This is a genomic window from Methylophaga marina, assembly GCF_030296755.1.
Lineage (GTDB): Bacteria > Pseudomonadota > Gammaproteobacteria > Nitrosococcales > Methylophagaceae > Methylophaga > Methylophaga marina.
Genome location: NZ_AP027741.1, coordinates 31,456 through 53,919 on the forward strand (window position 1 = coordinate 31,456; position 22,464 = coordinate 53,919).

At 45.6% G+C, this 22,464-nt stretch carries 18 protein-coding genes and 3 pseudogenes; 5 read left to right on the top strand and 16 right to left on the bottom strand.

The window, feature by feature from the left end; translation table 11 throughout:
• The first annotated feature begins 57 nt into the window (after nucleotides 1-57).
• Together QUE24_RS00160 and QUE24_RS00165 are read left to right on the top strand one after the other, a co-directional pair.
• On the top strand, nucleotides 58-654 hold the full coding sequence (locus QUE24_RS00160) for a TnsA endonuclease N-terminal domain-containing protein (protein ID WP_286304705.1): 597 nt from the start codon (nucleotides 58-60) through the stop codon (nucleotides 652-654).
• A gap of 374 nt (nucleotides 655-1,028) precedes the next feature.
• Nucleotides 1,029-1,406: a TnsA endonuclease N-terminal domain-containing protein gene (locus QUE24_RS00165; protein ID WP_286304706.1), complete on the top strand. Its 378-nt coding sequence runs from the start codon at nucleotides 1,029-1,031 to the stop codon at nucleotides 1,404-1,406.
• A 15-nt stretch (nucleotides 1,407-1,421) separates the two neighbouring features.
• On the opposite strand, the pseudogene QUE24_RS15905 reads toward QUE24_RS00165, so the two are convergent.
• Nucleotides 1,422-1,549: pseudogene (locus QUE24_RS15905) on the bottom strand (IS3 family transposase); the annotation flags it as partial.
• A gap of 492 nt (nucleotides 1,550-2,041) precedes the next feature.
• Complete coding sequence (gene cadR, locus QUE24_RS00170) at nucleotides 2,042-2,464, bottom strand: Cd(II)/Pb(II)-responsive transcriptional regulator (RefSeq protein ID WP_425357430.1); 423 nt, start codon at nucleotides 2,462-2,464, stop codon at nucleotides 2,042-2,044.
• 132 nt (nucleotides 2,465-2,596) lie between these two features.
• Here cadR and QUE24_RS00175 point away from each other — a divergent pair, with 132 nt between their 5' ends.
• Together QUE24_RS00175 and QUE24_RS00180 are read left to right on the top strand one after the other, a co-directional pair.
• Complete coding sequence (locus QUE24_RS00175) at nucleotides 2,597-3,211, top strand: SHOCT domain-containing protein (RefSeq protein WP_008290363.1); 615 nt, start codon at nucleotides 2,597-2,599, stop codon at nucleotides 3,209-3,211.
• Nucleotides 3,212-3,418: 207 nt separating this feature from the next.
• Entirely contained in the window at nucleotides 3,419-4,243 is an 825-nt protein-coding gene (locus QUE24_RS00180; protein ID WP_273152492.1) for a cation efflux transmembrane domain-containing protein, read from the top strand.
• Nucleotides 4,244-4,257: 14 nt separating this feature from the next.
• Here the strand turns inward: QUE24_RS00180 and QUE24_RS00185 are convergent, their stop codons facing one another.
• From QUE24_RS00185 to QUE24_RS00220, 8 genes and pseudogenes are all read right to left on the bottom strand, one after another.
• Nucleotides 4,258-5,145, bottom strand: a complete 888-nt coding sequence (locus QUE24_RS00185) for a cation diffusion facilitator family transporter (protein WP_286304709.1) — start codon at nucleotides 5,143-5,145, stop codon at nucleotides 4,258-4,260.
• An 84-nt stretch (nucleotides 5,146-5,229) separates the two neighbouring features.
• Nucleotides 5,230-8,354 (bottom strand): annotated as a pseudogene (locus QUE24_RS00190) (efflux RND transporter permease subunit).
• Between the two features lie 13 nt (nucleotides 8,355-8,367).
• Entirely contained in the window at nucleotides 8,368-9,516 is a 1,149-nt protein-coding gene (locus QUE24_RS00195; RefSeq protein WP_273152484.1) for an efflux RND transporter periplasmic adaptor subunit, read from the bottom strand.
• Nucleotides 9,517-9,521: 5 nt separating this feature from the next.
• Complete coding sequence (locus QUE24_RS00200; RefSeq protein WP_286304710.1) at nucleotides 9,522-10,574, bottom strand: TolC family protein; 1,053 nt, start codon at nucleotides 10,572-10,574, stop codon at nucleotides 9,522-9,524.
• Nucleotides 10,529-10,819 (bottom strand): hypothetical protein, encoded by a 291-nt coding sequence (locus tag QUE24_RS00205; RefSeq protein WP_286304711.1) that lies wholly within the window; start codon nucleotides 10,817-10,819, stop codon nucleotides 10,529-10,531. The genes QUE24_RS00200 and QUE24_RS00205 overlap by 46 nt, the downstream gene beginning before the upstream one ends.
• Before the next feature lie 64 nt (nucleotides 10,820-10,883).
• Nucleotides 10,884-11,243, bottom strand: a complete 360-nt coding sequence (locus QUE24_RS00210) for a hypothetical protein (protein WP_036310927.1) — start codon at nucleotides 11,241-11,243, stop codon at nucleotides 10,884-10,886.
• Between the two features lie 480 nt (nucleotides 11,244-11,723).
• Nucleotides 11,724-12,011 (bottom strand): hypothetical protein, encoded by a 288-nt coding sequence (locus QUE24_RS00215; RefSeq protein WP_273152475.1) that lies wholly within the window; start codon nucleotides 12,009-12,011, stop codon nucleotides 11,724-11,726.
• A 137-nt stretch (nucleotides 12,012-12,148) separates the two neighbouring features.
• A pseudogene (locus QUE24_RS00220) lies at nucleotides 12,149-12,241 on the bottom strand (copper-binding protein); the annotation flags it as partial.
• Between the two features lie 73 nt (nucleotides 12,242-12,314).
• Here QUE24_RS00220 and QUE24_RS00225 point away from each other — a divergent pair.
• A protein-coding gene (locus QUE24_RS00225) for an IS3 family transposase (RefSeq protein WP_434013668.1) occupies nucleotides 12,315-13,477 on the top strand; the annotation gives its coding sequence in 2 pieces (ribosomal slippage) (nucleotides 12,315-12,570 and nucleotides 12,570-13,477; 1,164 coding nt in all).
• A 123-nt stretch (nucleotides 13,478-13,600) separates the two neighbouring features.
• Here QUE24_RS00225 and QUE24_RS00230 read toward each other — a convergent pair.
• The 6 genes from QUE24_RS00230 to QUE24_RS00255 all read right to left on the bottom strand — a co-directional run bounded on the left by QUE24_RS00230 (nucleotide 13,601) and on the right by QUE24_RS00255 (nucleotide 22,313).
• Nucleotides 13,601-13,906 carry a hypothetical protein gene (locus tag QUE24_RS00230; protein ID WP_286304713.1) on the bottom strand — a complete coding sequence of 102 codons (306 nt, stop codon included), beginning with the start codon at nucleotides 13,904-13,906 and terminating at the stop codon, nucleotides 13,601-13,603.
• 82 nt (nucleotides 13,907-13,988) lie between these two features.
• Nucleotides 13,989-14,420 carry a hypothetical protein gene (locus tag QUE24_RS00235; protein ID WP_286304714.1) on the bottom strand — a complete coding sequence of 144 codons (432 nt, stop codon included), beginning with the start codon at nucleotides 14,418-14,420 and terminating at the stop codon, nucleotides 13,989-13,991.
• Nucleotides 14,421-15,322: 902 nt separating this feature from the next.
• Complete coding sequence (locus QUE24_RS00240) at nucleotides 15,323-18,466, bottom strand: type I restriction endonuclease subunit R (RefSeq protein ID WP_286304715.1); 3,144 nt, start codon at nucleotides 18,464-18,466, stop codon at nucleotides 15,323-15,325.
• Nucleotides 18,463-19,875 carry a restriction endonuclease subunit S gene (locus QUE24_RS00245; protein ID WP_286304716.1) on the bottom strand — a complete coding sequence of 471 codons (1,413 nt, stop codon included), beginning with the start codon at nucleotides 19,873-19,875 and terminating at the stop codon, nucleotides 18,463-18,465. The genes QUE24_RS00240 and QUE24_RS00245 overlap by 4 nt, the downstream gene beginning before the upstream one ends.
• Nucleotides 19,865-21,478, bottom strand: coding sequence for a type I restriction-modification system subunit M (locus tag QUE24_RS00250; RefSeq protein ID WP_286304721.1), 1,614 nt, complete (start codon nucleotides 21,476-21,478; stop codon nucleotides 19,865-19,867). The genes QUE24_RS00245 and QUE24_RS00250 overlap by 11 nt, the downstream gene beginning before the upstream one ends.
• Complete coding sequence (locus QUE24_RS00255; RefSeq protein WP_286304717.1) at nucleotides 21,447-22,313, bottom strand: GIY-YIG nuclease family protein; 867 nt, start codon at nucleotides 22,311-22,313, stop codon at nucleotides 21,447-21,449. The genes QUE24_RS00250 and QUE24_RS00255 overlap by 32 nt, the downstream gene beginning before the upstream one ends.
• Nucleotides 22,314-22,464 lie beyond the last annotated feature (151 nt).

The following is a 22,464-nucleotide window of genomic DNA, read 5'->3' on the forward strand; positions in this document are numbered from 1 at the left end:
TGTAAATACCCCTTCACCTTAATGCTTTGTTATACTCAGCTTTGGTGAAGGGGGTTTATGCACAAATTGTCGCGAAAAATTAATAATAGAGCGCCCAACCGCGTAGTAGGCTCATTCCCAAGTGTAAAACTTGGCAGAATGATCAAATGGGACTCGCAGATTGAGCGTGATCTCCTTTACTATCTTGAGTTTGATGATGATGTAATTGAATATTTTGAACAACCCATAAAATTCAAATACCTTCACAATCATACATATCATTATTACTTCCCTGATTATGAGATTCGGAGAAAATCTACAAGCAAGCTCAAGTATGTAGAGCTTAAACCAGAATCCGAGTTACTTAAAAATGAAATCAGACTGAAATACGAAACAATCGCCACTGCCATGGACGAGGCAGGTCATGATTTTGAAATAATTACAGAGAAATCACTTCGAGAAGAACCACGCTTCTCTAACCTCAAATTATTAAACAAATACTATAGAGACAAAGCCTGCCCAGTGTTAATTGGAAGAGTAAAACGAGATATTGAAAACTCTTTTTCATCTTTTTTAACTCTTGGGGAATTAGCCTCTTTTGAGTATCTAGATAAATACGACTGCTATGTGTTGATAGCCAATCAAGTTTTCAGTTTCGATATAGATTGTAGGTAATGGCATAATTCTTAAAATTATGGGCATAAACCTTTAAATATGTGGTCATAAATATCCCTCACCTGATGACTTTGTTATAGTTAGTCATGTGAGGGATTTTTTATGCGTGAATTAGCGAGAGAGATTAACAATAAAGGACCAAACCGAGTTGTGGGCTCATTTCCCAGCTTTAAACTTGGCAGAATGGTCAAGTGGGATTCACAAATCGAGCGTGACTTCCTTTATTACCTAGAGTTTGATGATGACGTGGTTGAATACTTTGAGCAGCCGTGTAGGTACGATCATAACTTGTAAAAAAACGACCATAAAATAGATTATTCTTGCTCCTCATAGCCGATGTTATAGCCTGATGTTGGGATGAGGGAGTATGAATAATGAGTGAGCCGGCAAGGTCAATTCATAAAAAAGGTCGCAAAAACGTTATTGGTAGCTTTATGAGTGCCAAGATGCAGGTTCTTGTGGAGTGGGAATCGCAGATAGAACGCGACTTTATGTATTATTTGGAGTTTGATGATGATGTAAGGGGCTATACATCACAGCCCATCCGCTACCGGTACACTCGGGAAGACAAATACAAATATCACTTTCCAGATTTTGAAATATTTCGATATTCGACACCTAAGCGTAAGTTCGTCGAAATAAAACCTTTGCATGTTACTAAGAAGACCGAATTCATTGAGAAAACGGCCGCAATCAAAGCTCAAATGCACACTGATGGTTTTGACTATAGTGTTGTGACCGACTCACAGTGAATAGCCACCGATTTTCTAGACATTTATCAGCCGTTTGAAAATCGGTTTTCAAACTCGATAGGCGACAGTTGATTATTAAAATTTTATAGTCGTCTTGAGTTGTAAAGCATCTTGATGTAACCGAAGATGTCGCTACTTGCTTCCTGTCCATGCACAATTATCAGGCGGTCAGGTCAATGATGTGGTTTATGCTCAAAGCCTAATTGCATGCGCTCTCACCGCCGAAAATGTCACTGCCGACAAAGGCTATCATAGCGAAGCATTAAGGCATCAAGTCAAGCGCCATAATCTGAGGCCAGTAACCTCACGATTTTAAAATAATCGTATTGGCAATCAGGGTATGGAGCGGTGTTGTACCGCTAGACACCTGATTGGAAATGTCTTTGCGAGAATCAAACATTTTCAGGCTATTGCAATGCGTTATGACAAGATTTAGCGTAATTATCACGGCATGCTTATGCTTGCTTTCAGCATCATGTAGCTGCCTGTGCGGGTTGATTGAGTTTTGAACATCAATGATCAACAAGCCCTAGAAAAACGTTGCGATATTTATTACCTGCTAAGAATCTAAATGAAACCTGAATCTGATCTGACAAATCTCTGTCTGTCAGCTGCGTAGGAATAACGACAACTAATTAGGAATGTATCTTTGGATCACTAATTTCAGCAAGAACACCACACGTCTCAATTTCCCGCTCATTGCTACAACTCGCTCTTAGTGAAACAAGTTGATTCTCAAGCGCTTGCAGAGAAGTTATCTGGGTTCGCACGTCAGATATGTGGTCATCGAGCAAGCTATTAATTGCGGAACAAGGTTGATGCGGATGTTTCTGGTAGCTTAGGAGTTCGTGAATTTCTACGAGTGACAGATCCAGTTTTCGGCAGCGCCGTATAAAGGTGAGCTGCTCTCCATGCATCTTCGTATAACTACGATAACCGTTCTCTTGTCGATCAGGCGGTGACAACAATCCTTGCTGTTCATAGAAGCGGATTGTCTGTGTTTCGATCCCTACCAACTGCGCCAATTGTCCAATACGCATCTCCCGGCCCCCCAACATTTATTTTTCTCTATTGACCTTATAGTAACTATATGGTTTTTAATATTCTTCATCAAGCTTCATTTACTGAATACGAAGGTCAAAATAGATTTCAGGTGCTACAGAGTTCAACATTACTAGAGGTAAACACTCATGAATAAGCGCAATCGTATGTTACTTGGCAGTACGGTAACCGTAATGGCTACTTCACTAACTGCATTACCTGTCATGTCAGCTGATAAGACCCCCTTTGAATCGCGTGAGATTCAACGCCCTGCCGATAATGGTCAAAAAATCGCCCAAGCTATGTGTGGTACCTGTGGTGGAAGTTGGGAAGGACGCTGCGGTGGTATGAAGGGAGGGATGATGCCTAATGCCTCTGGTACGGTGGAATTACCTGAACTGAACTCGGCCGGGGCGCGGCTGATTAAGCAGTACTGCATGCAGTGCCATGCATCACCAACCCCTAAACAGCATACGGCTCCAGCTTGGCCGACCATCGTGGCTCGCATGAATACGCGCATGCAATGGATGAGCAGCAATAATAAAGCAATGAATATCAAGGCGCCTACAGAAAACGAGCTGCGCACAATCACAGCCTACCTGCAAAAGCATGCTGCACAGCCATCGGATGCAAATACACAAGGGCCACAAGAACCCCTTGTCCCAGGGAAATCAGCTATCGAAATTCTCAAGGACCGTTATGCACGGGGAGAAATCGACCGTAAGGAATACTTACGCATGCTCGAAGATTTGAATAAACGTTAGTGAGGACGGTATTTTCGTGAGCGATATTGGCTATTCTGCTCAGTGTGAAATAAGGCCTTCAGCGTTCATCCCACGATTCATATTGAATTGCTGCTCACTTGGTATAGCCTCTAAAGCCATTTAAAATGGTTATCAAAGCAGTGTAAATGTACAAATAATCCCAAGAGTTTATAACTATTATCTATACACCGATGAGTAATGTGTCATATGACTGAATATAGTTATGTCAGTGAATACAAAGTTCCAAAAATGGACTGCCCTTCTGAAGAAGGTATGATCCGCATGGCATTGGATGGGATTGAACCCGGCGTCATACTTGAATTTGACACACCTAATCGTAAAGTCCGCATCTTCCACGGAGACAATGCAACAACGATTGAGTCGCGGATGCAATCATTGGATCTAGGTGCAACGCTTGAAAAAACTGAGCCCGTACTAGATGAAGAACTTACCAACGTACTGGATGCAGAAGAAACAAGCTCACAGCAAGAAGCGGGCATTCTAAAATGGTTACTGGCCATCAATGCCATCTTATTCGTGACTGAATTATTTGTAGGATGGTGGGCAGAATCAACCGGGTTGATTGCGGATTCTCTTGATATGTTTGCAGACGCCGCAGTTTATGGCGTCTCCCTCTATGCCGTTGGGTATAGCGCTAATAAGAAACTGCGTGCTGCGCACTTTTCCGGTTGGTTGCAGTTGATACTTGCCGTTGGTGTCCTAGCTGAAGTCCTGCGAAGATTCCTCTATGGCAGTGAACCATTATCCAGCATTATGATCATGATGGGACTAATCGCTCTCGCTGCTAATGTGACCTGCTTACTTCTTATTGCAAAAAAACGCCATGCCGGCGCTCATATGAAAGCCAGCTGGATTTTCTCCGCCAATGATGTCATAGCCAATTCTGGCGTTATCTTGGCAGGTTTGTTGGTTTCATGGACAGGTTCACACTACCCCGACTTAATCATCGGTTTGGTGATAGGACTTATTGTGATGAATGGGGCCCGACGCATATTACAACTGCGTCACTAGTCCCTCAACGTTAATTAGTGAGCGGATTCATCACGGCAGTATTCTTGTTTTAACTCGATCTCGATGGTGGTATGAGCCAGACTGAATGGTTTTAAAGTCTCGGCTACGGAATCTTTGATGCTGTTGTATCGCCCGTTTTCAAGGCTGCCCTCAATCACGAGATGAGCCGTCAGGACATGCTGTTCACCATCGAGCGACCAAAGGTGTTGATGATGAATGTCACTGATACCATCGATGTGTAAGAGTTTGTGTCGGATCTCATCATGCAGGTTCTTGTCGGGCACTGCCTGTAGAAAAATCTTGCCGGTTGCCCAGAAGTTACGAATCACATTGAATAAGATAAACAAGGTAAATCCGACTGATAGCAATGGATCAAGTATTGGCCAGTCCACGAATTGCAGGATCACCGACACAACCAGTACAGCAACCCATCCCAACACGTCTTCCAGCAAATGCCAGTTCAGCACTTTTTCGTTCATCGTGCTGCCTTTGCTAATACGATAAGCCGCAAACCCATTAATGGTCACACCCAATATGGCTAATGCGAGCATACCTTCAGTGACGGGCATCACAGGATCAGAAATACGGGGTATGGCCTGAGTGATCACCCAAATGGAACCGGCAATAAGCACAATACTGTTTAAAAAGGCACCAAATAAGGTTAAGCGGCGGTAACCGTAGGTGAACTCATTATTAGCCGTTTTCTGCCCCCAGCGTGATAACAACCAGGCACTGCCAAGAGAGAGACTATCACCCAGATCATGTACCGCATCGGCCATAATCGCGGTACTGTTGGTCAGCAGCCCGCCAATAAACTCAATGATCGTGAAGCCCAAATTCAGCAAAAACACCAGGCCAATACGTCGTGAACTCGTCTCGTCCTGACTGTTGTGATTATGCATAAAACACTCCAATGTACTCAACAACACAGCAATTTCTTGTGATGAGATACACCGTTGCTGGTCATATCATGACCAGCAACGGACTCAGCATCGCCGGCTAGCTTTTTTATCTCTACTATGAATCAACTTATAAAGTGCGGGTAACACAACCAGCGTCAATAACGTTGAGGAAATAATGCCCCCAATCACGACTGTCGCCAGCGGTCTTTGTACTTCAGCGCCGGTACCGGTATTAAGCGCCATAGGAACAAACCCCAGACTTGCCACTAAAGCCGTCATCAGTACGGGCCGCAACCGCGTCATCGCGCCCTCGACAATCGCTTTATGCAAGTCTCCGTGGCTATGCCAATAGTCGCGGATAAATGCCAGCATCACCAGGCCGTTAAGCACTGCAATCCCTGACAAGGCGATAAATCCGACACCGGCTGAAATCGACAGCGGCATATCTCTGAGCAGAAGCGCCATTACGCCCCCGTTAGCGCCAGTGGCACACCGGTAAAAATAATGGCTGCATCACGAAACGAGCCCAACACGGTCACCAGTAAGCCCATGATGATCAGTAGCGTTACAGGGACTACGATAGACAGTCTTTGACTGGCTGACTGCAGCTGTTCATAAGTGCCGCCATATTCAACCCAGTAACCAGCTGGAAGCTCAACTTGCTCTGCAATCTGTTGCTGTGCCTCCTCAACGAATGACCCAAGGTCACGCCCTCTGACATTACTGGTCACAACAACTCGTCGTTTGGCATTTTCTCTGGAAATCTGGCTGGGAGCCTGGGTCAATTCGACTTTGGCTACTTCAGAGAGTGGGACATAATTACCATCCGGCAGACTGACCGGAAGCACTGACAGTGCCTCAATATCTTCCCTGATCTTCTCCGGGAGACGTACCACAAGATTGAAGCGCCGATCGCCATCATAAATGAGGCCGGCCATACCGCCGCCCACAGCTGTGGAAACCATATTCTGCAGATCATCAACATTGAGACCATAACGTGACATTGCCATCCGTTTAGGCTCGACCGTCAGCATGGGCATATCATCAACCTGCTCAAGACGTGCATCCGCGCTACCTGGGATCTGCTGCACGACGGCGAGAACCGCTTCTGCATTTTGCTTAAGCAAGTCTAAATCGTCACCGTATACCTTAATGCCTAAGTCAGCACGAACCCCTGAAATTAGCTCGTTAAACCGCATTTCGATCGGTTGGGTAAACTCATAATTATTGCCTGGCAATTGTTTAACCACAGCTTCAATTTGAGCTAAGAGTTCGCTTTTGGGTAATTCCGGTTGAGGCCACTCACTCCTTGGTTTAAGTATTAAGAAAGTGTCAGCCACATTAGGAGGCATAGGATCCGTGGCGACTTCCGGCGTGCCCAATTTAGCAAAGACTTTATCGACCTGCGGAAATTCCTTTAACCGTTTTTCGAGCAGTCCCTGCATCTTAATGGATTGTTCAAGACTGGTACCTATACTACGCAGTGCATGCAGTGCTATATCCCCTTCATTAAGTTGTGGGATAAACTCAGAGCCCATTTTGCTGGCCATATTGATTGATACCGTAACCAAAATAGCCGCAACGAGGAGAACAACCCAGCGCAATTTCAGACTGAGTAGCAAGACAGGACGGTAAAGCCATTTTGCCCCACTGATAATAAGGCTTTCCTTTTCCCTTACACTGCCGCCCATGAATGTCGCCACAGCGGCCGGCACAATGGTAAGGGTGAAGATCATGGCAGAAACCAGGGCAATAATGACTGTTGCAGCCATCGGTTCAAACATCTTCCCTTCAACACCGGTGAGTGAAAACAAGGGGATGTAGACGACGGTAATAATCGCCACCCCAAACAGACTGGGCCGTATTACTTCGTTAGTGGCTTCAAAAACGACCTGTAGTCGATCTTTTAAGGGTAATATTCCCCCAGCCTGTCTTTGTGCAATAGAGAGCCTGCGAATCGCGTTTTCAACCACAATCACAGCACCATCGACAATCAAACCAAAGTCGAGCGCCCCTAGGCTCATGAGGTTGGCAGAAATGCCCGCTTGGACCATACCGGTAAATGTTGCCATCATGGCCAGGGGTATAACTGCCGCAGTAATTAATGCAGCACGGATGTTCCCCAGTAGCAAAAACAATACGACGATGACCAGCAGAGCGCCTTCCAGCAGGTTTTTTTGCACCGTTTTGATGGCCTTGTCGACCAGTGTTGTGCGGTTATAGACCGCTTCCGCGATGACACCTTCCGGTAATGAGGATTGAATCGATTTAAGTTCCTTTGCGACCCTTTCAGAAACTGCGCGTGAGTTTTCACCGACTAGCATCATCACTGTACCTACAACGGCTTCTTTGCCATCGCGAGTCCCTGCACCGCTGCGTAGTGGTTTGCCGATGACGACATCGGCAACATCTTGGACTAATACTGGCCGATCATTAATATTTTTCACCACCACATGGCGAATATCGTCGATAGTCTTGAGTTGTCCAGGTGACCGAACCAGAATTTGTTCACCGAAGCGCTCAATATAACCAGCTCCTCGATTATCATTGTTTTGCATCAATGTCTGTTTCAATTCACTGAGACTGACACTAAAGTTCAGTAGTTTCGTAGGGTCTGGCTGAACATGGTATTGCTTGTCGAAGCCACCGTTGGTATTCACTTCAGTGATACCTTTAACGCGCTCCAGACGCGGCTTAATTACCCAGTCCTGAATGACGCGCAACTCGGTGGCGTTATAAGGTGAGCCATCATCCTGCTTGGCCCCCGGCTCGGCTGTCACCGTGTACATCAGAATCTCACCCAGCCCCGTCGCGATAGGTCCCATCTCAGGTTCTAGCCCTGCGGGTAATGAGCCTTTGATGACCGCTAGACGATTATTGATTAAATTACGAGCGAAATAGAGATCTGTTCCCTCCTCGAATATCACGGTGACCTGTGATAACCCATAACGCGATATTGAGCGGGTATAATCAAGATTTGGCAGGCCGGCAATCGCCCTTTCTACCGGGTAAGTGATCCGCTGCTCTGCTTCAAGTGGCGAGTAGCCGGGCGCTTTGGTATTGATTTGTACTTGTACATTGGTGATGTCAGGTACCGCATCAATCGGCAGTTTCTGGTAACTCCATACACCCAGACCGATGATGAGTAATATCAGGGACAACATCAGGCCCCGTCTCTCAATTGAGAGCGATAGAATGTTATTTAGCATGTTTAACTCCGTATTAGTGGGCGTGTGCCGCGCCTTCTTTTTCCAGATCAGCTTTGATGAGATAGCTGTTCTCTACGACGATTTCATCGCCTTGCCGGAGTCCGGATAACACTTCACTATATCTGCCATCAGAAATACCCAAATTCAAAGGTTTGACCTGATATTTTCCATCCGCTTTGAGAAAGGCAACTTGTGAGCCTTCATAACGTTGAATGGCACTGTTGGGGATTCTGATGTCTACGGTTTCTTGCTGGATAATGACTTGTGCTTCCACTAATAAGCCCGGAAATAGGGTTGCTTCAGTACTTTCAATGGGAACACGGGCAATTCGGTAAGGCTGGGCCTGATTATTTGGCAACAGTTGCTTGATGCTGGACTCAAACTTTCGATCGCCGTTGAGCAACTGAACTTTCTGCCCAGCTTTTATTTCAGAGGCCTGCTCAGGGAACACTTTAAGCTCCGCCCACAGTGAATTAGTATTGGTGATGGTGAATAGGGCTTGATCATTGGCAACCTCGCCTGTGCTGGCTTCTTTTGCTGTAATAGTGCCAGAGATAGGGGCATGCAAATTGTAGCTCTGCAAACTGTTATTGGATTCCACACTCGCCAATAACTGCCCTTTTTTAACTTCATCACCAAAGTTCACATTAACGCGGGTAATTCGGCCAGGAAAACGGGCTCTGACCTGACTCACCTGATCAGGTGAAAGTACAATCCTGCCATAAAGCTTGGTCGTCAGTGATACCTCTCCGGCCAGGGCTTTCGCAGTAGCGAGGCCTTGTTGACGAGCCATCTCATCATCAATTTCGACGTGGTTTTCGTCTTCACCTTCATGCCCGTGCCCGTGCTCATCCTCATTAGCGTTCGCGGGTGACGTCTGCTCACTCTGAGATTCAGTTAAATTATGCGTTTGTTCGTCATGCTGATGCTGGTCGGTACTATGCGAGTCGTCTTCTTTGTGCATAGAACTTTCAGACGCTGAATCATGCTTATGGGCATCTTCTGATTTGTGTTGTTCAGTTTGCTTATCACCATGTTCATGCTCGTTTTGAGCGATAACAGGTGATGCTAGAATTATCAGCAATAGTGCCGACAGAATTGATAGACTGCTGTTCAAGGAAAAGTTAATCCATCGTTTTTCAAACATTTTGTTCTGATACATTTTGTTTACTCCGTTTTAGCCAGTGGCTCTGCTGTCAGTTGCTCAATTTCAGCTTCGTATTTGAGCGCTGCTGTGGCAGCCTCGATAACAGCTCGTCTGGCGTTGAGCAAATCCTGCCTGACAGTGAGTAAATCCAAATAACTATAGAGTCCACGCTGATAACCGACGCGTGTCTGCTCCAGGCTGGTATTAAGTTTAGGGATGATGTGTTGTTGCAGCCTCTGAATGCTGGTAATGGCCTGACTACGCCCTGAATAGGCGCGATACAATTCCGTATGAAGTTGCAGCAACACGTCCTGACGCCGATAGGTCACTTCATTTCTGGCCGCCAGTGCTGCTTCTATCCTGCTCTGAGCTCGCTCCTGGCTGAACAGGGGCATAGAAATGCCTGCAACCAGGGCTGAATCATCAATACCTTCATCTCGTCGTATCCCGACTGACCAGGTCAGATCAGCAACTTGCTGGGTGCGAGCCAGTCGGACTTCGGCATCACGAACCCGCGCCTCGGCAGCAAACATTTCGATCTGTGGATTTTGTTGTGCTTTAGAGAATAAGGCATCGAACGGCATCGCTTCATTAAAGGAATAGAGTGATCCTGATACCTCATCGAAAGCAGGCTGGTAGCTGCCCCACAAGTTAGCCAGTGCCATTCGGTGCGACTCAAACTGTCGCTGCTCTGCAAGCAGGGTCAACTCTGCTTGTTGAACTGAAGCTTCAGCACGGCCCAGGTCGGCCTTAGGCGCCACAGCAGCACTGACACGCCGGTTGACTTCTTTTAATGTCGTTTGCGCGAGTTCCAGTCCTACTTCTGCTAGTTTTACTCGCTCCTGGCTGTTGAGCACGTTGATGAATCTTCTTGTCACTTGCCCCAGTAAATCCAGTGCTTTGACTTTGCGATCGACACGAACAACATCGCTTTGTTGTTCAACCAAATCGACACGTGACTGGCGTTTATCGCCTAGCTCCAAAACAGATGATAATGTGACCCGTGTTTCAAGGGCTTTGATACCGCTTAGCTCCCCTGTTCCGGCGACATTTTCGACTTCAGCACCGACCACATAAGCCGGTTTAAGGTTGGCAGTTTTTTCTGCGCTTCCAGACCTTGTTGTCGTAGAGGAAAAACCTGTAAGGAAGGATGCTGTTGTAGCGTTTGTTGCATCGCTTCCCTCAGACCCAATGCCTTTTCTTGTTGCCCGGCATCAGCATAGGTAAGCGGCGCCATCGCTGCTGGGAGCAAGTAACAAACCAAAGCAAGCACAACGGGCTTACGTGAACTCTGCACGCAATCATATTGCTTTTTCATGAAAGAAATCCTGTATATCTGTGAACAACGGACTCAGATCGAGTCCGCGTGAAATGTCAGCAGATCAGGATTTAGGAGGGCGGTACATACTGACTGAAAAGTCAGTGACAGAAGCTAGCTGGTAGGGATAATAAAAGTTTTCCGGACTCGGATAAACTTCGATGTTTGAATTGGTGTTTATAGCGATAAAGTGTGAGCAGTGGCAGTGCATACACAAAACACAACTCTCAGCAGGATCAGAAGAGGGTGAATTGTGTTCACCGCCGAGTTGAACCTGGTCTTGGTGGCTGTCATTGAATTCATTATTGCTAAGGTGTTGCTCAGATGCATGCTCTGGCACAACATTGTGAACGTCAGCCGCAACAATGCCTGATTGAATGACAATCATCAGAATAAGCACTTTTACGAAAGAATGGACTGACATTAGTTTAGCTATTTATGATCACAATTATCTCTACGACATGCCTATTATGAATCAGTTCCAACTATGAATACAACTTTTTTGATTTTTCTCTGCTTGTCTAGGTTTTTTTGCTAATACGCTAGTTTGTAATCGAATCATGCTATTTACGACACACTTTGCTTTTCATTAATATACGTCAATAAAAATAGCCGCTGAACATTGTTATGAGTCAGGTTGGTGCTGATTGAACTCCTACAGGGATACAAGACTGAGCACCATCAGGAATGGTGCTCAGCCAAGTCCGAATTTTTAAGCTTCATGACTTGCTCAGCGCTATTTAGCTGCTTTGATTGCTTTTCTGGCAAGTCGGTCGGCAGCGCCCTTGGCATCGGCATTTTTGATTTGTTTAAGGTTTACTGGAGCACCAATAATGATCACGCCACCCATTCCGGCACCTCAGTGTGGAACACATTTCTAAGACCACGGCACTTATTCAACTGCTCAACGCCCTCTATAAGGTGTTTTACCTGGGGGGCCACGCCTAATACTCTTGGTTTTGGCGTCAGATTTTGATTGTTGGCCCTTTTCAGTTTTGTGTTCCATGTAACGGCGGGGACCTTTCCCGGGTGGACCATACGGATGCTTATGTTTTGCCTCGGCAGGTTGAATAATTACTTTGTCAGAATTTGTCGATGAGCTGCGTGAAGTGTCAGCATTGACAATACTGTAAGACATCGTCAATAAAATACCTAAGAACATTCCAGCCCAATATTTAAACTGTGTTTTCATGGTTATTTACCTCGAGTTAATGGGTGCAAGACCCAGTTTTCCTATTCTTTTAGACAATTATTTTTAATCGCTCATTCCGTAGTGTGTGCATTAATTAATGCAGAGCTGATTTTTTAATCAGCCCTGCATATTGTCAGTTACTTGACTTCAGTGATGACATAACCTTGTTCTACTTTCATAAACTCGAAATCAACAGTTTCTCCCACCTTAAGCTTAGTGAGTAAAGCCTCATCTTTAACTGTAGTGGTTTACTGATCCCGGACACCATTTTAGGAGGTACTATGACCTCCACAGAGGTGTTCAATGACAAAACAAAGAAGAAGTTTTACTCCTGAGTTCAAGCTGGAGGCAGCGAGTTTGGTGGTGGACCAGAACTACAGTGTTCCAGAAGCCTGCCAAGCCCTCGGTGTGGGTGAGTCAGCCTTACGTCGCTGGGTTAAACAGTTACAAGCTGAACGAGGTGGGCATACACCTGCTTCCAAGGCGCTGACGCAGGAACAGCAGCGTATTCAGGAACTAGAAGCGCGGGTGAAGCGCCTGGAGCAGGAAAAAACCATATTAAAAAAGGCTACCGCTCTCTTGATGTCGGACGAGCTCGGCTCTACACGCTGATAGAGCAATTGAGAGAGCACGGTAAGCTGAGCCTGCTTTGCCCACTGTTTGGTGTTGGCCTGAGTAGCTTTTATGACAGGCAGAAATGCCGGACACAGCCTGATGTGAAGCGCCTGCAACTACGTTCCAAGGTGAATGAATTATTTACAAAAATCCGGGGCAGCGCCGGTAGTCGCACCATTGTCGGCATGCTACGGGACGAAGCGATAGAGATTGGCCGCTTCAAGGTCAGACGACTGATGTCTGAGCTGGGACTGATTTGCAAACAGCCCGGCCCCCATGCCTATAAGCAGGCGACCGTTGAGCGGCCTGATATACCCAATGTGCTTAATCGGGAATTTGAGCCTGACCGAGTGAATCAAGTCTGGTGTGGAGACATTACCTATATATGGACAGGTAATCGTTGGCATTACCTGGCTGCGGTACTGGATTTATATACCCGCCGTGTGGTTGGATGGGCTATGTCGGCCAGGCCGGATGCTGACTTGGCCGTAAAAGCACTGGATATGGCTTATGAGTCGCGGGGTAAACCACAGAATGTGTTATTCCACAGTGATCAGGGTAGCCAATACAGCTCTCGAAAATACCGACAACGGTTATGGCGCTACCGCATAACTCAAAGCATGAGCCGCCGTGGTAACTGTTGGGATAATGCGCCAATGGAGCGGTTGTTTCGGAGCTTTAAGGCTGAATGGTTGCCAAGACTGGGCTACAGCAACTTAAGTGAAGCAATGCGTGATGTGAGCTATTACCTGATGGATTATTACAACTGGCAACGGCCACATCAATTTAACGATGGATGTTCTCCTGCAAAGGCGGAAGATCTGTCTAAATCCGGGTCCGGAATTAGTTGACCACTACATAATTAGTATTATTCACAATACAGTTCTCTAGTATGAAACTGTACTTGATAGCTATGGTTTACTCCTCTAGATAGGAGTAAACCATAATTCATGTGCACTCGGATCATTCAGCTATTATGGTTGCTCTATTTCAAACTTTAGAGAAACGCTAACCATTTCCCAGGCGTTGAGTTTGTCAAAGATCTCTTGGGCCTCCGGGTGTAACTCTCCAGGTGCATCGATGAATTCATAAACTGAGCCAGATTCAGTGAAGCCTCTTTTGTTTTCAGCGTCATACTCTAGTACCTGACTGCTGATTCTATAAGTATTGTCATGTAGGGAATACCCAAGAAACTTTTCTATCTTTTTTCCATCTTTAATAATCACAATGATATTCCATTCAGACATGGTTACTTGAGCTGGTGCCAATGGCATAATCATACTTATCTCCAATTAAAATGATGAATTTATCCAGTTGGTAACTAGACAAACCTGACAATGTATTCTTTCTAGTGTTTATGGGTTACACATCACTAGTTTCACTATGCGACACTATTGAAGGTAGGTGCTCCTCACAACAGGTCATTTGAAACCGCCCATACACGCTCATTAGTTTTCCTTCAGCACCACACTCTTCACAGGTTGTTAAAGAGTCTTCCTCGGCCTTATCAATTAACACGTTCATTTCGTCTGTATAGTAGGTAAGGGAGAAACTTAATCCGCCATATTTTTCTTTCACTTGCATAACCATGGGCAGGTAGTCAGGATCCATTCCATCTGCACGTAATTTTTCTGTTATTTTTTCTAGTTGTATTGATAGATCTAAGATCAGCTCATACCAACCAGAACCGCATTCAAATCCGAAGCACATTAAGTTCTGATCAGGTCCTAAGTTTCTGCCTCGATAAATGGTCGGACACCGTTTATAAATTTTTTCTGCTAGTTGCCAATGCATCACTTTCACCTAATATTTAAGTCGAACTGGAATACCTTTATTCATACTGAAATGTACTAAATAGAGTTGCGCCGAAGGTGTAGGAGCCCAGGGCGAACCAGAAAGAAATATTCTGAGCTAGATAATGTTTTCCCCGTATTCGACTTTGGGCCATACGTAATAACCTTTGAACTAAACCTGATATTTTGGCGTTCATAGCAGTAGCCAAGAAATTTTTCGATCTCGTCCCCTTTGTACTGAACTATCACAATATTCCAGTCACTCATTGTTACCTGCCCCGGTGAAACTTTCACAATCATGCGCCCCCCCCCCAAAAACACATACCTGTTGTCGCACAGTTTTTTAGAGATTTCTATTTAATTTCATAATGTTATCTAGATACAAAATCGGCGAAATTGTAAATTATTGTTTTGATAAAAAAATTACAAAAATTTAATTTAGTGCGTTTTTTCAAATCACGAAGATTTGCGCAAACTGATCCCATGGGTGGGCTTTAGACATCTATGTCACCTCAGGTATGAAATTATTCATAGATGTGTGTTTAGGAAACTCGAATGAGTGAAATAACACTAGTTTTAGACCTTGAGTGTATGCTCATCACAAATGCAATAAGCCAGTATCCAAGACCCAGCTCAAAGTCATTTATCCATGAGTGTGGGCTATTATTTTTGAATAGAGAATATTTGTGCCTTCACGCCGGTGGATGAGAAGGGATTTAGAGCTAGAAATTGTATTGGAGCAGGTTTTAAGCAGAGCGAAAAAGCAGTAAATATCTAATAATAATCATTTGATACCTGTGATTTTCAAAGTTTGCAGTACAAATGTAAGATTGAAAAATGGTCAAAAAAGTTGTTTAGTAAATTAGTGGCGATTTAGTCATCACAATTTTTTAGCGTACTTCTTTATTGAGTAGCATTCTTCTTAAAATTCTCAGCTTGCGTAAATATCTCTTTGTAGACCTCATCATGATCTACCGGCGGATAGCCAAACTTGTGCAAAAGCAAAATCAGATCAACCTTCAATTCTGCCTTCACATCATCGCGTTGACTCCAGTCGGTGTACTTGGCCTTGTCATCAACGACGATTTTTACAGCTTTGGCCAACTCTAAAAGTTTGTCATCGGGATAACTGAAGTCGTACTTCTTCATCAGCGTTTTAAGAATGTCGTAGAAAGCCTTCTCTTCGAGATTAATACCCATATCGACAAAAGAATGAATCTCAATCTTCAGTTCCTCAAACAACTTGATGATCTCTTCTGAGAAGTCTTCAAGCACGTTACTGACCAGCACATCCTCTTCTTTACGTTCGTTGTATTTCTCGACCAGTGCCTGGAAGCGTTTACTGAACTCAATGGCTTGGGCACGGTTGGTTTTCTGGTATTGCCCGATCGCTTTAGCTAACAGCTGTTGTAGTAATTTAATTTTGGTGTTGGGCAGTTTGATCTTCTCAATCTTTGCGAGATAGTCATCATCGAAAATATCGATCTCACCTGTGCCCTCGCCCAACTTAAAGATTTCTTCCACGCCATCTGACTTGATGGCCTCTTCAATCATCTGCCTTACCTTGGCATTCATCTGGGCAGTGTCGGGGGCTGAGCCCTTTGTGAGTTTGAACACAATGGAACGCACGGCAAAATAGAAGTGTGACTGGTCTCGATTATCCTGGCTGAGCTTCTCACTGCCTGAACAGATGTCATAAGCCGCTTTCAGACGCTTCACCAGCCCCATAAAGCGCTTTTCCTGCTTGTCGGTCATCATGGCGTACTCTGCTGCCATATTGAGGCATTCAAGCTGTTTTAGTGCTTCTCCAGTGAAATACGGAGATGCATCAAACTTATGGAACATCTTGTTCAGTAGATCCAAGTGGTCTTTCACCGTAATAACTGAGGTCTGAATATCCTCAAAATTGGTCTCATCGGTTTTGGAGTAATGGGCCAAGGCTTTATTCAGCTGGCTCTTAATGCCGATGTAATCCACCACCAAGCCCTTTTCCTTACCTTCAAACTTACGGTTCACCCGAGAAATGGTCTGAATCACGTTATGGCGCTGAATTGGTTTATCGATATAGATGGTATCGAGGAATGGCACATCAAAGCCGGTGAGCCACATATCCACCACAATGGCGATTTTGAAATTGGAGTGTGGGTTCTTGAACTGACGATCCAGTTCTTTTCGATAGTCCTTGGTGCCCAGCAAGTCCCATAGCTCCTTGGGGTCATCCTTGCCACGGGTTAACACCATCTTCACGCGTTCAGACGGTTTAATGTCTTTCAGCTGCTGCTCAGTTAGCGCTTTTGAACCATCCGTTTCTTTCACTTCAAACCACTCAGGGCGAAGCTGTTTGAGTTCTTTCCACAATGCATAGGCAATCATGCGCGAACTACTGACAAACATCGCCTTACCCATCACTGTGCCGCCTTCCTCCAGGCGGTTTTCATAATGCTGAACAAAGTCCTCAGCCAATGCACGAATACGGTCTTTATCCCCCAGAATCGAGTTCAGGCTCAGCATCGAGCGTTTGCTTTCCTCAATCTGGTATTCATTCGCGCCTTCTTCGGCAACGTCTTTGTAGTAGTCCTCAATCTGTTGCAGCTTGGCGTTATCCAATGTGACCTTGGCTGCCCGACCTTCGTAAACAATACGAACGGTGATCTCATCCTGCACGGATTCGGTCATAGTGTAGCTATCCACCACCTGACCAAACACATCCAGCGTGGCGTCAACCGGTGTACCGGTGAAGCCCACATAGGTGGCATTGGGTAACGAGTCATGCAGATATTTGGCAAAGCCAAAGGTGCGTTTCACACCTTTCTCTGTCACCCGCACTTTTTGATCCAGATTCACCTGGCTACGATGGGCCTCATCGGAAATGCAGATCACATTATTCCGGTCAGTCAGTAACTCGGTATCTTCAGTGAACTTATGAATCGTGGTCAGGAATACACCGCCACTGGTGCGGCCTTTTAATAACTCGCGTAACTGTGCCCGGCTTTCGACACTGATGACGGTTTGATCGCCAATATAGCCCTTGGCATTAGTAAACTGCTTGGAAAGCTGATCGTCTAGATCTGTACGGTCAGTAATCAACACGATAGTCGGGCTTTCAAAATTGACACTGCGCATCAACAGACGCGTGAGGAACAGCATGGTGTAACTTTTGCCACAGCCGGTCGCACCAAAATAAGTACCGCCTTTACCATCCCCTTCCGGTTTACGATGCGCCATGATGTTGTGATACAACTTGGTCGCGGCATAAAACTGCGGATAACGACAGACAATCTTCTCTTGCCGTTTGGAGACATCCGGGAACAACACAAAGTGTCGAATCACATCCAGCAAACGCTGCTGCTCAAACAAGCCTTCAATCATCGTATGCAGCGAATTAATACCATCCTGACCAATGGCCTCATTACCCGTAACCTTGCGCCAGCTATAGAAGAACTCATAAGGGGCAAACAATGAACCGAGCTTGGAGTTCACGCCATCCGAAATCACGCACAGGGCGTTGTACTTCATTAGCTCAGGAATATCACGGGCATAGCGTATGGTCAGCTGCTCAAAGGCATTGTGCAGTGTGGCTTGCTCTCGGATGGCGCTCTTAAATTCAAACACCACCAGCGGCAAACCGTTGATATACAAAATGCCATCAGGGATGCGTTTTTCCGTGCCTTCAATTTCCAGCTGATTAACGATGCGATAACGATTGCTGCCGCCCTCATAATCAATCAACTGGATAAACAGATCTTTCTGCGTATGGTCATCACGTTTTAGCACAAAACCATCAGCCACCAGCTTATGGATGGCACGGTTGGAATCATATAAATCTGCCGAACTGAAGTTGATCAAACGGCGGATGATGGTTTCCAGCTCACCGTCCGTTAAGCCTTCACTGGCATAACGTTCACGTAAGAAGCCTTCCAAATCCTCACGAATCAAGACTTCTGATGGATCGCGAACCAGCGTTTCACCGGCCGTATAGGGATAGCCCTGCTGCTCTATCAGCTCAATGATGGCTTGCTCTAACTTGGCTTCGGTGAATTGACTCATACTGCCTCTGCGACCTGTTTTTCAGCTTCACCGATACGGAGTTCACCAGAGAGGAGTTTGGGTAAAAGTGTGTCACGAGCCTTTACGAGTGTTCGAACCCTACTAATATTCAGATCAATAGTTCTAAAAAGTGGGCCAACTTGTTTATCAAAAGCCTCAATCAACCGAAGATCAGGAGCTGAAAACTCATAGCTTGGGACCGCATTCTTACTTAGATGCAATACTGTAGTGCCTGTTGAGTGTGATTTAGTATGCTGCTGAAACTGCTCTGTTTGCGACAACCCGTACAAGAAGGTTTTGTATTCAACTTTAGCTGGGCGAACCACAGCAACATCTAATGAAATTACTAAACGTTCGTATCTCTCATCGCTAACAACCATAGCTGGCTTACCAATCACATCTGCAGCTTGTGTGACATCGGTGTAAGCAATTACCAAGTCACCTGCAGTGACTTCCTGCTCTGGCTTGTATGCTCCGGTATATTCCTTTAACCCATCCAACCTGTAACCACCTCCACGATTGAAGGATTTTAAGGTAACTAATGCCGTTTGAGATGCTGCGAGTTCAGCACTCTTATAAGATTTGCCTTTGATAACCTGAGCAACATCAGATATTGCAGTTTGCTCCCACCCCTCTGGTATCCAACCCATTTCATCGTTAAACACAAAGCGCTCAGGGAAGAGTGCCTGTATCTCTGGGGGTAAGGGTTTGCGCTGGTCACCCAAGGCTTGGCGTTTTTCAGCGCGGGCTTGCAGGGGTTCTGGAATCTCGTTACCGGCCGCCAGTGCGTTATCGATCACCGGATCAAAATCCACAAACCAGCTCTTAAACAACGCCTGCGCCATCGCCTCCAGCGTTTCGTTCATCTGGCGGTTGAGTTCGATTTTGTCGTCGAGACTTTTCAGGAGCCTTCCAATTTCCTTTTGTTCACCTTCAGGTGGGAGCAAGAAATCAAAAGCAGCTATTTGCTTTGGGCTGATGTGAGGAACAGCAGTACCCGTTTGAACTTGTTTGACATATTCAGTAAACCAATACGAAGACACCAAGTACCTGAGATAATGCTGGTCGAGCCCTTTTTTGGATCTGAGGCGGGCAACTCGCTGAACTAACAGACAAGGCAGGTCGCTTTTGGAAACTTGACTGGTCTTGAGACCGGCTTCAATCCATGGTCGATCCATCGCCAATATGACATCGTGTTCTGCGAGCCAGTATTTGTTGTGTTTTTCAATCAAGGCGCTTTTTGGCCAATACTTAACTCCATCCCAGCGAAAGGTTCCCTGTACCACGTTATCACCTCGAAGAAGAGGTATCGCATCATCGTCGGTTGTATATTCAGAGCTTTTAAAAGGAAAGCCAGTTTGAATGTCAACAAGATCACCAAGCTGGACAGGTTTCCAGCTACTTTTCATAACCCAACCCTTCCAGATTTTCCTTAATCATTATATCCAGCTTTTCAGACTCAGCCATTTGCTGATAAAGAGTTTGGGTGAGTTCTGCCATTTTCTCTTCAAACGGCACACCATCATCTTCCAGTTCAGCTGCACCGACATAACGTCCCGGCGTCAGTACGTAATCATTGGCTTTAATTTCATCTAATGAGGCAGATTTGCAGAACCCGGCTTGGTCTTCATAGGTGCCGTCTTTTGGTTCACCACGCCATGCATGGTAGGTGCGGGTGATTTCTGCCAAATCATCGCTGGTGAGTTCTTTATGGGTACGGTCGATCAGCGTACCCATATTGCGGGCATCGATAAACAACGTCTCACCGCTGCGGTCACGGAAGGCTTTACGCTCATCATCAAACTGCTGAGCTTTTTTGTTTTTGGTAATAAACCATAAACACACCGGAATCTGTGTGGTGTAGAACAATTGCCCTGGCAAGGCAATCATGCAGTCCACCAGATCGTTTTCAATCAGCTTCTTGCGGATTTCGCCTTCGCCTTTGGTGTTGGTACTCATCGAACCATTGGCTAAGACAAAACCGGCGATACCGTTTTCTGACAGTTTGCTGACCATGTGTAAAATCCACGCATAGTTAGCATTGCCTGTTGGTGGTACGTCGTACCCTCCCCAGCGTGGGTCATCGACCAGTTCATCTGCACCACGCCAACCTTTAAGGTTAAACGGGGGATTCGCCATGATGAAGTCGGCTTTTAAATCAGGGTGCTGATCTTTAAAGAAGGTATCTGCCGGTACATCACCAAAGTTGGCAGCAATACCGCGAATGGCGAGATTCATCTTGGCTAGTTTGTAGGTGGTGCTGGTTTGCTCCTGACCATAGATGGAGATGTCTTTTTTGTTGCCTTCGTGACTTTCGATAAATTTAATCGACTGCACAAACATACCGCCTGAACCACAGCAGGGGTCGTAGATTTTGCCTCTGTATGGCTCAATCATTTCTGCAATCAGGTTAACCACACACTTGGGCGTGTAGAACTCGCCACCGCGTTGACCTTCTGATGCAGCGAAGTTACCGAGGAAGTATTCATAAACACGTCCAACCACATCTTCTTCACGGTCTGCCGTGGTATCGATGTTGTTAATGGTGTCGATAAGAGAGGCGAGATTGCGTGGCTCCAAGCCCTGACGTGAGAAGTAGTTATCGGGCAATGCACCACGCAGGCTTTTGTTGGTCTTCTCAATGGTATGCAGTGCGGTATCGATACGCAGGGCAATATCTTCCTGCTTGGCTTCACGAATAATGGTTGACCAGCGTGACTCTTCAGACAGGAAGAACACGTTCTTCATGGTGTAGAACTCGACCATTTCAACAAAGTCGCCCTGGCCTTCATCAATCAGTTCCTGCTTACGTGCTTCAAACTTATCGCTAACAAACTTCAGGAAGATAAGGCTGAGTACGATGTGCTTATACTCAGACGACGCTACCGTCCCACGTAGCTTGTCGGCACTCTCCCATAGGGTTTGTTCAAATGATTTGGTTTTCTTTGCCGCTTTTTTTCTGCCATTTAGGTTGTTATCTTTAGTTAGATTGAATAATGTTTTTTTCTTCACTGGTCGCCAAGTCTACGCCTTCAGCTGTTCTCCAGTCTCTCCAACCATTGGATGTCCTGTATATGACACTACAGGACGCGCCACTTGGTGATTGAAATAAATGATCTTTAGCGAAAACTAACGTATCACTACTCATAATCAATACGCCACTATCAATCAGTTTCTGGCGCCGAGTTTTTATACTTTGTGGAGTTGCTTTGGCTGTTGGCTTCATGGCACAGGTTGAACCTTTCAATACTGTAAAGCCTTCAGAGCTGAGTATGCCACGGGCATTTGCACCTCGTGCAGTACATAAGTAAATCGTACTTTGAATTTCTTTGGTATGGCTGGGTAAAGGTTCCAGTACGGGGTAGCCAAGCGTACTCATCAACACCCGAATGGTTTCAAGAATTTCTACACAATCAGCTTCAAGCGGAGCTGGAGTATGCGGTTTGGACCCAGAGTTGCCATTTTCCAGTTGGAAACGGCCAGAGGCTTGTCCCAATTTAATCGACGCCCATTCCAGGTACTTGGCGTGCGTATCAGTGATGGTATTAGTGAGGGAGACCGCGACAATGGCACGATGCCAGAAATCTTTCTTTTGGTGATGTTGCTGGAGTCTTTTACCTACTTCACCGCTCTGCCCTACGTAACAAGAGATGTTTTCTTCGTTATCTACTTCACTAAACAAGAAGTACAAACCCACTTGAGATGATTCTGGCATGTTGAGAAATTCAGGTAAGAGCTTTCGAGGAATATCAAAGACTCTCACTGTTCGCGTCGTTATCTCTGCAACGCGTGTCCCCTGCGGATTTCCGAAAGGAAGAAAGATTTGAATGGTTTGTGGTTTAGTCATCCTGACTGCTCATGCAACTTTATTCTGAATGATTGTAGCAGAGCAAGGAGGTGAATTACTGCTTTTCAACTAGAATAAACCAGCTTCGCACAAATGCTAGCATCACTTCCAGTCCACTAGAGATTAACTCATATCAATGAGCAAATATCTC

What these genes read in the sequence shown, in the direction of transcription:
- QUE24_RS00160 (WP_286304705.1), top strand. Translation starts at nt 58, where the DNA reads ATGCACAAATTGTCGCGAAAAATTAATAATAGAGCGCCCAACCGCGTA.
- QUE24_RS00165 (WP_286304706.1), top strand. Translation starts at nt 1,029, where the DNA reads ATGAGTGAGCCGGCAAGGTCAATTCATAAAAAAGGTCGCAAAAACGTT.
- cadR (WP_425357430.1), bottom strand. Translation starts at nt 2,464, where the DNA reads ATGTTGGGGGGCCGGGAGATGCGTATTGGACAATTGGCGCAGTTGGTA.
- QUE24_RS00175 (WP_008290363.1), top strand. Translation starts at nt 2,597, where the DNA reads ATGAATAAGCGCAATCGTATGTTACTTGGCAGTACGGTAACCGTAATG.
- QUE24_RS00180 (WP_273152492.1), top strand. Translation starts at nt 3,419, where the DNA reads ATGACTGAATATAGTTATGTCAGTGAATACAAAGTTCCAAAAATGGAC.
- QUE24_RS00185 (WP_286304709.1), bottom strand. Translation starts at nt 5,145, where the DNA reads ATGCATAATCACAACAGTCAGGACGAGACGAGTTCACGACGTATTGGC.
- QUE24_RS00195 (WP_273152484.1), bottom strand. Translation starts at nt 9,516, where the DNA reads ATGTATCAGAACAAAATGTTTGAAAAACGATGGATTAACTTTTCCTTG.
- QUE24_RS00205 (WP_286304711.1), bottom strand. Translation starts at nt 10,819, where the DNA reads ATGAAAAAGCAATATGATTGCGTGCAGAGTTCACGTAAGCCCGTTGTG.
- QUE24_RS00210 (WP_036310927.1), bottom strand. Translation starts at nt 11,243, where the DNA reads ATGTCAGTCCATTCTTTCGTAAAAGTGCTTATTCTGATGATTGTCATT.
- QUE24_RS00215 (WP_273152475.1), bottom strand. Translation starts at nt 12,011, where the DNA reads ATGAAAACACAGTTTAAATATTGGGCTGGAATGTTCTTAGGTATTTTA.
- QUE24_RS00230 (WP_286304713.1), bottom strand. Translation starts at nt 13,906, where the DNA reads ATGATTATGCCATTGGCACCAGCTCAAGTAACCATGTCTGAATGGAAT.
- QUE24_RS00235 (WP_286304714.1), bottom strand. Translation starts at nt 14,420, where the DNA reads ATGCATTGGCAACTAGCAGAAAAAATTTATAAACGGTGTCCGACCATT.
- QUE24_RS00240 (WP_286304715.1), bottom strand. Translation starts at nt 18,466, where the DNA reads ATGAGTCAATTCACCGAAGCCAAGTTAGAGCAAGCCATCATTGAGCTG.
- QUE24_RS00245 (WP_286304716.1), bottom strand. Translation starts at nt 19,875, where the DNA reads ATGAAAAGTAGCTGGAAACCTGTCCAGCTTGGTGATCTTGTTGACATT.
- QUE24_RS00255 (WP_286304717.1), bottom strand. Translation starts at nt 22,313, where the DNA reads ATGACTAAACCACAAACCATTCAAATCTTTCTTCCTTTCGGAAATCCG.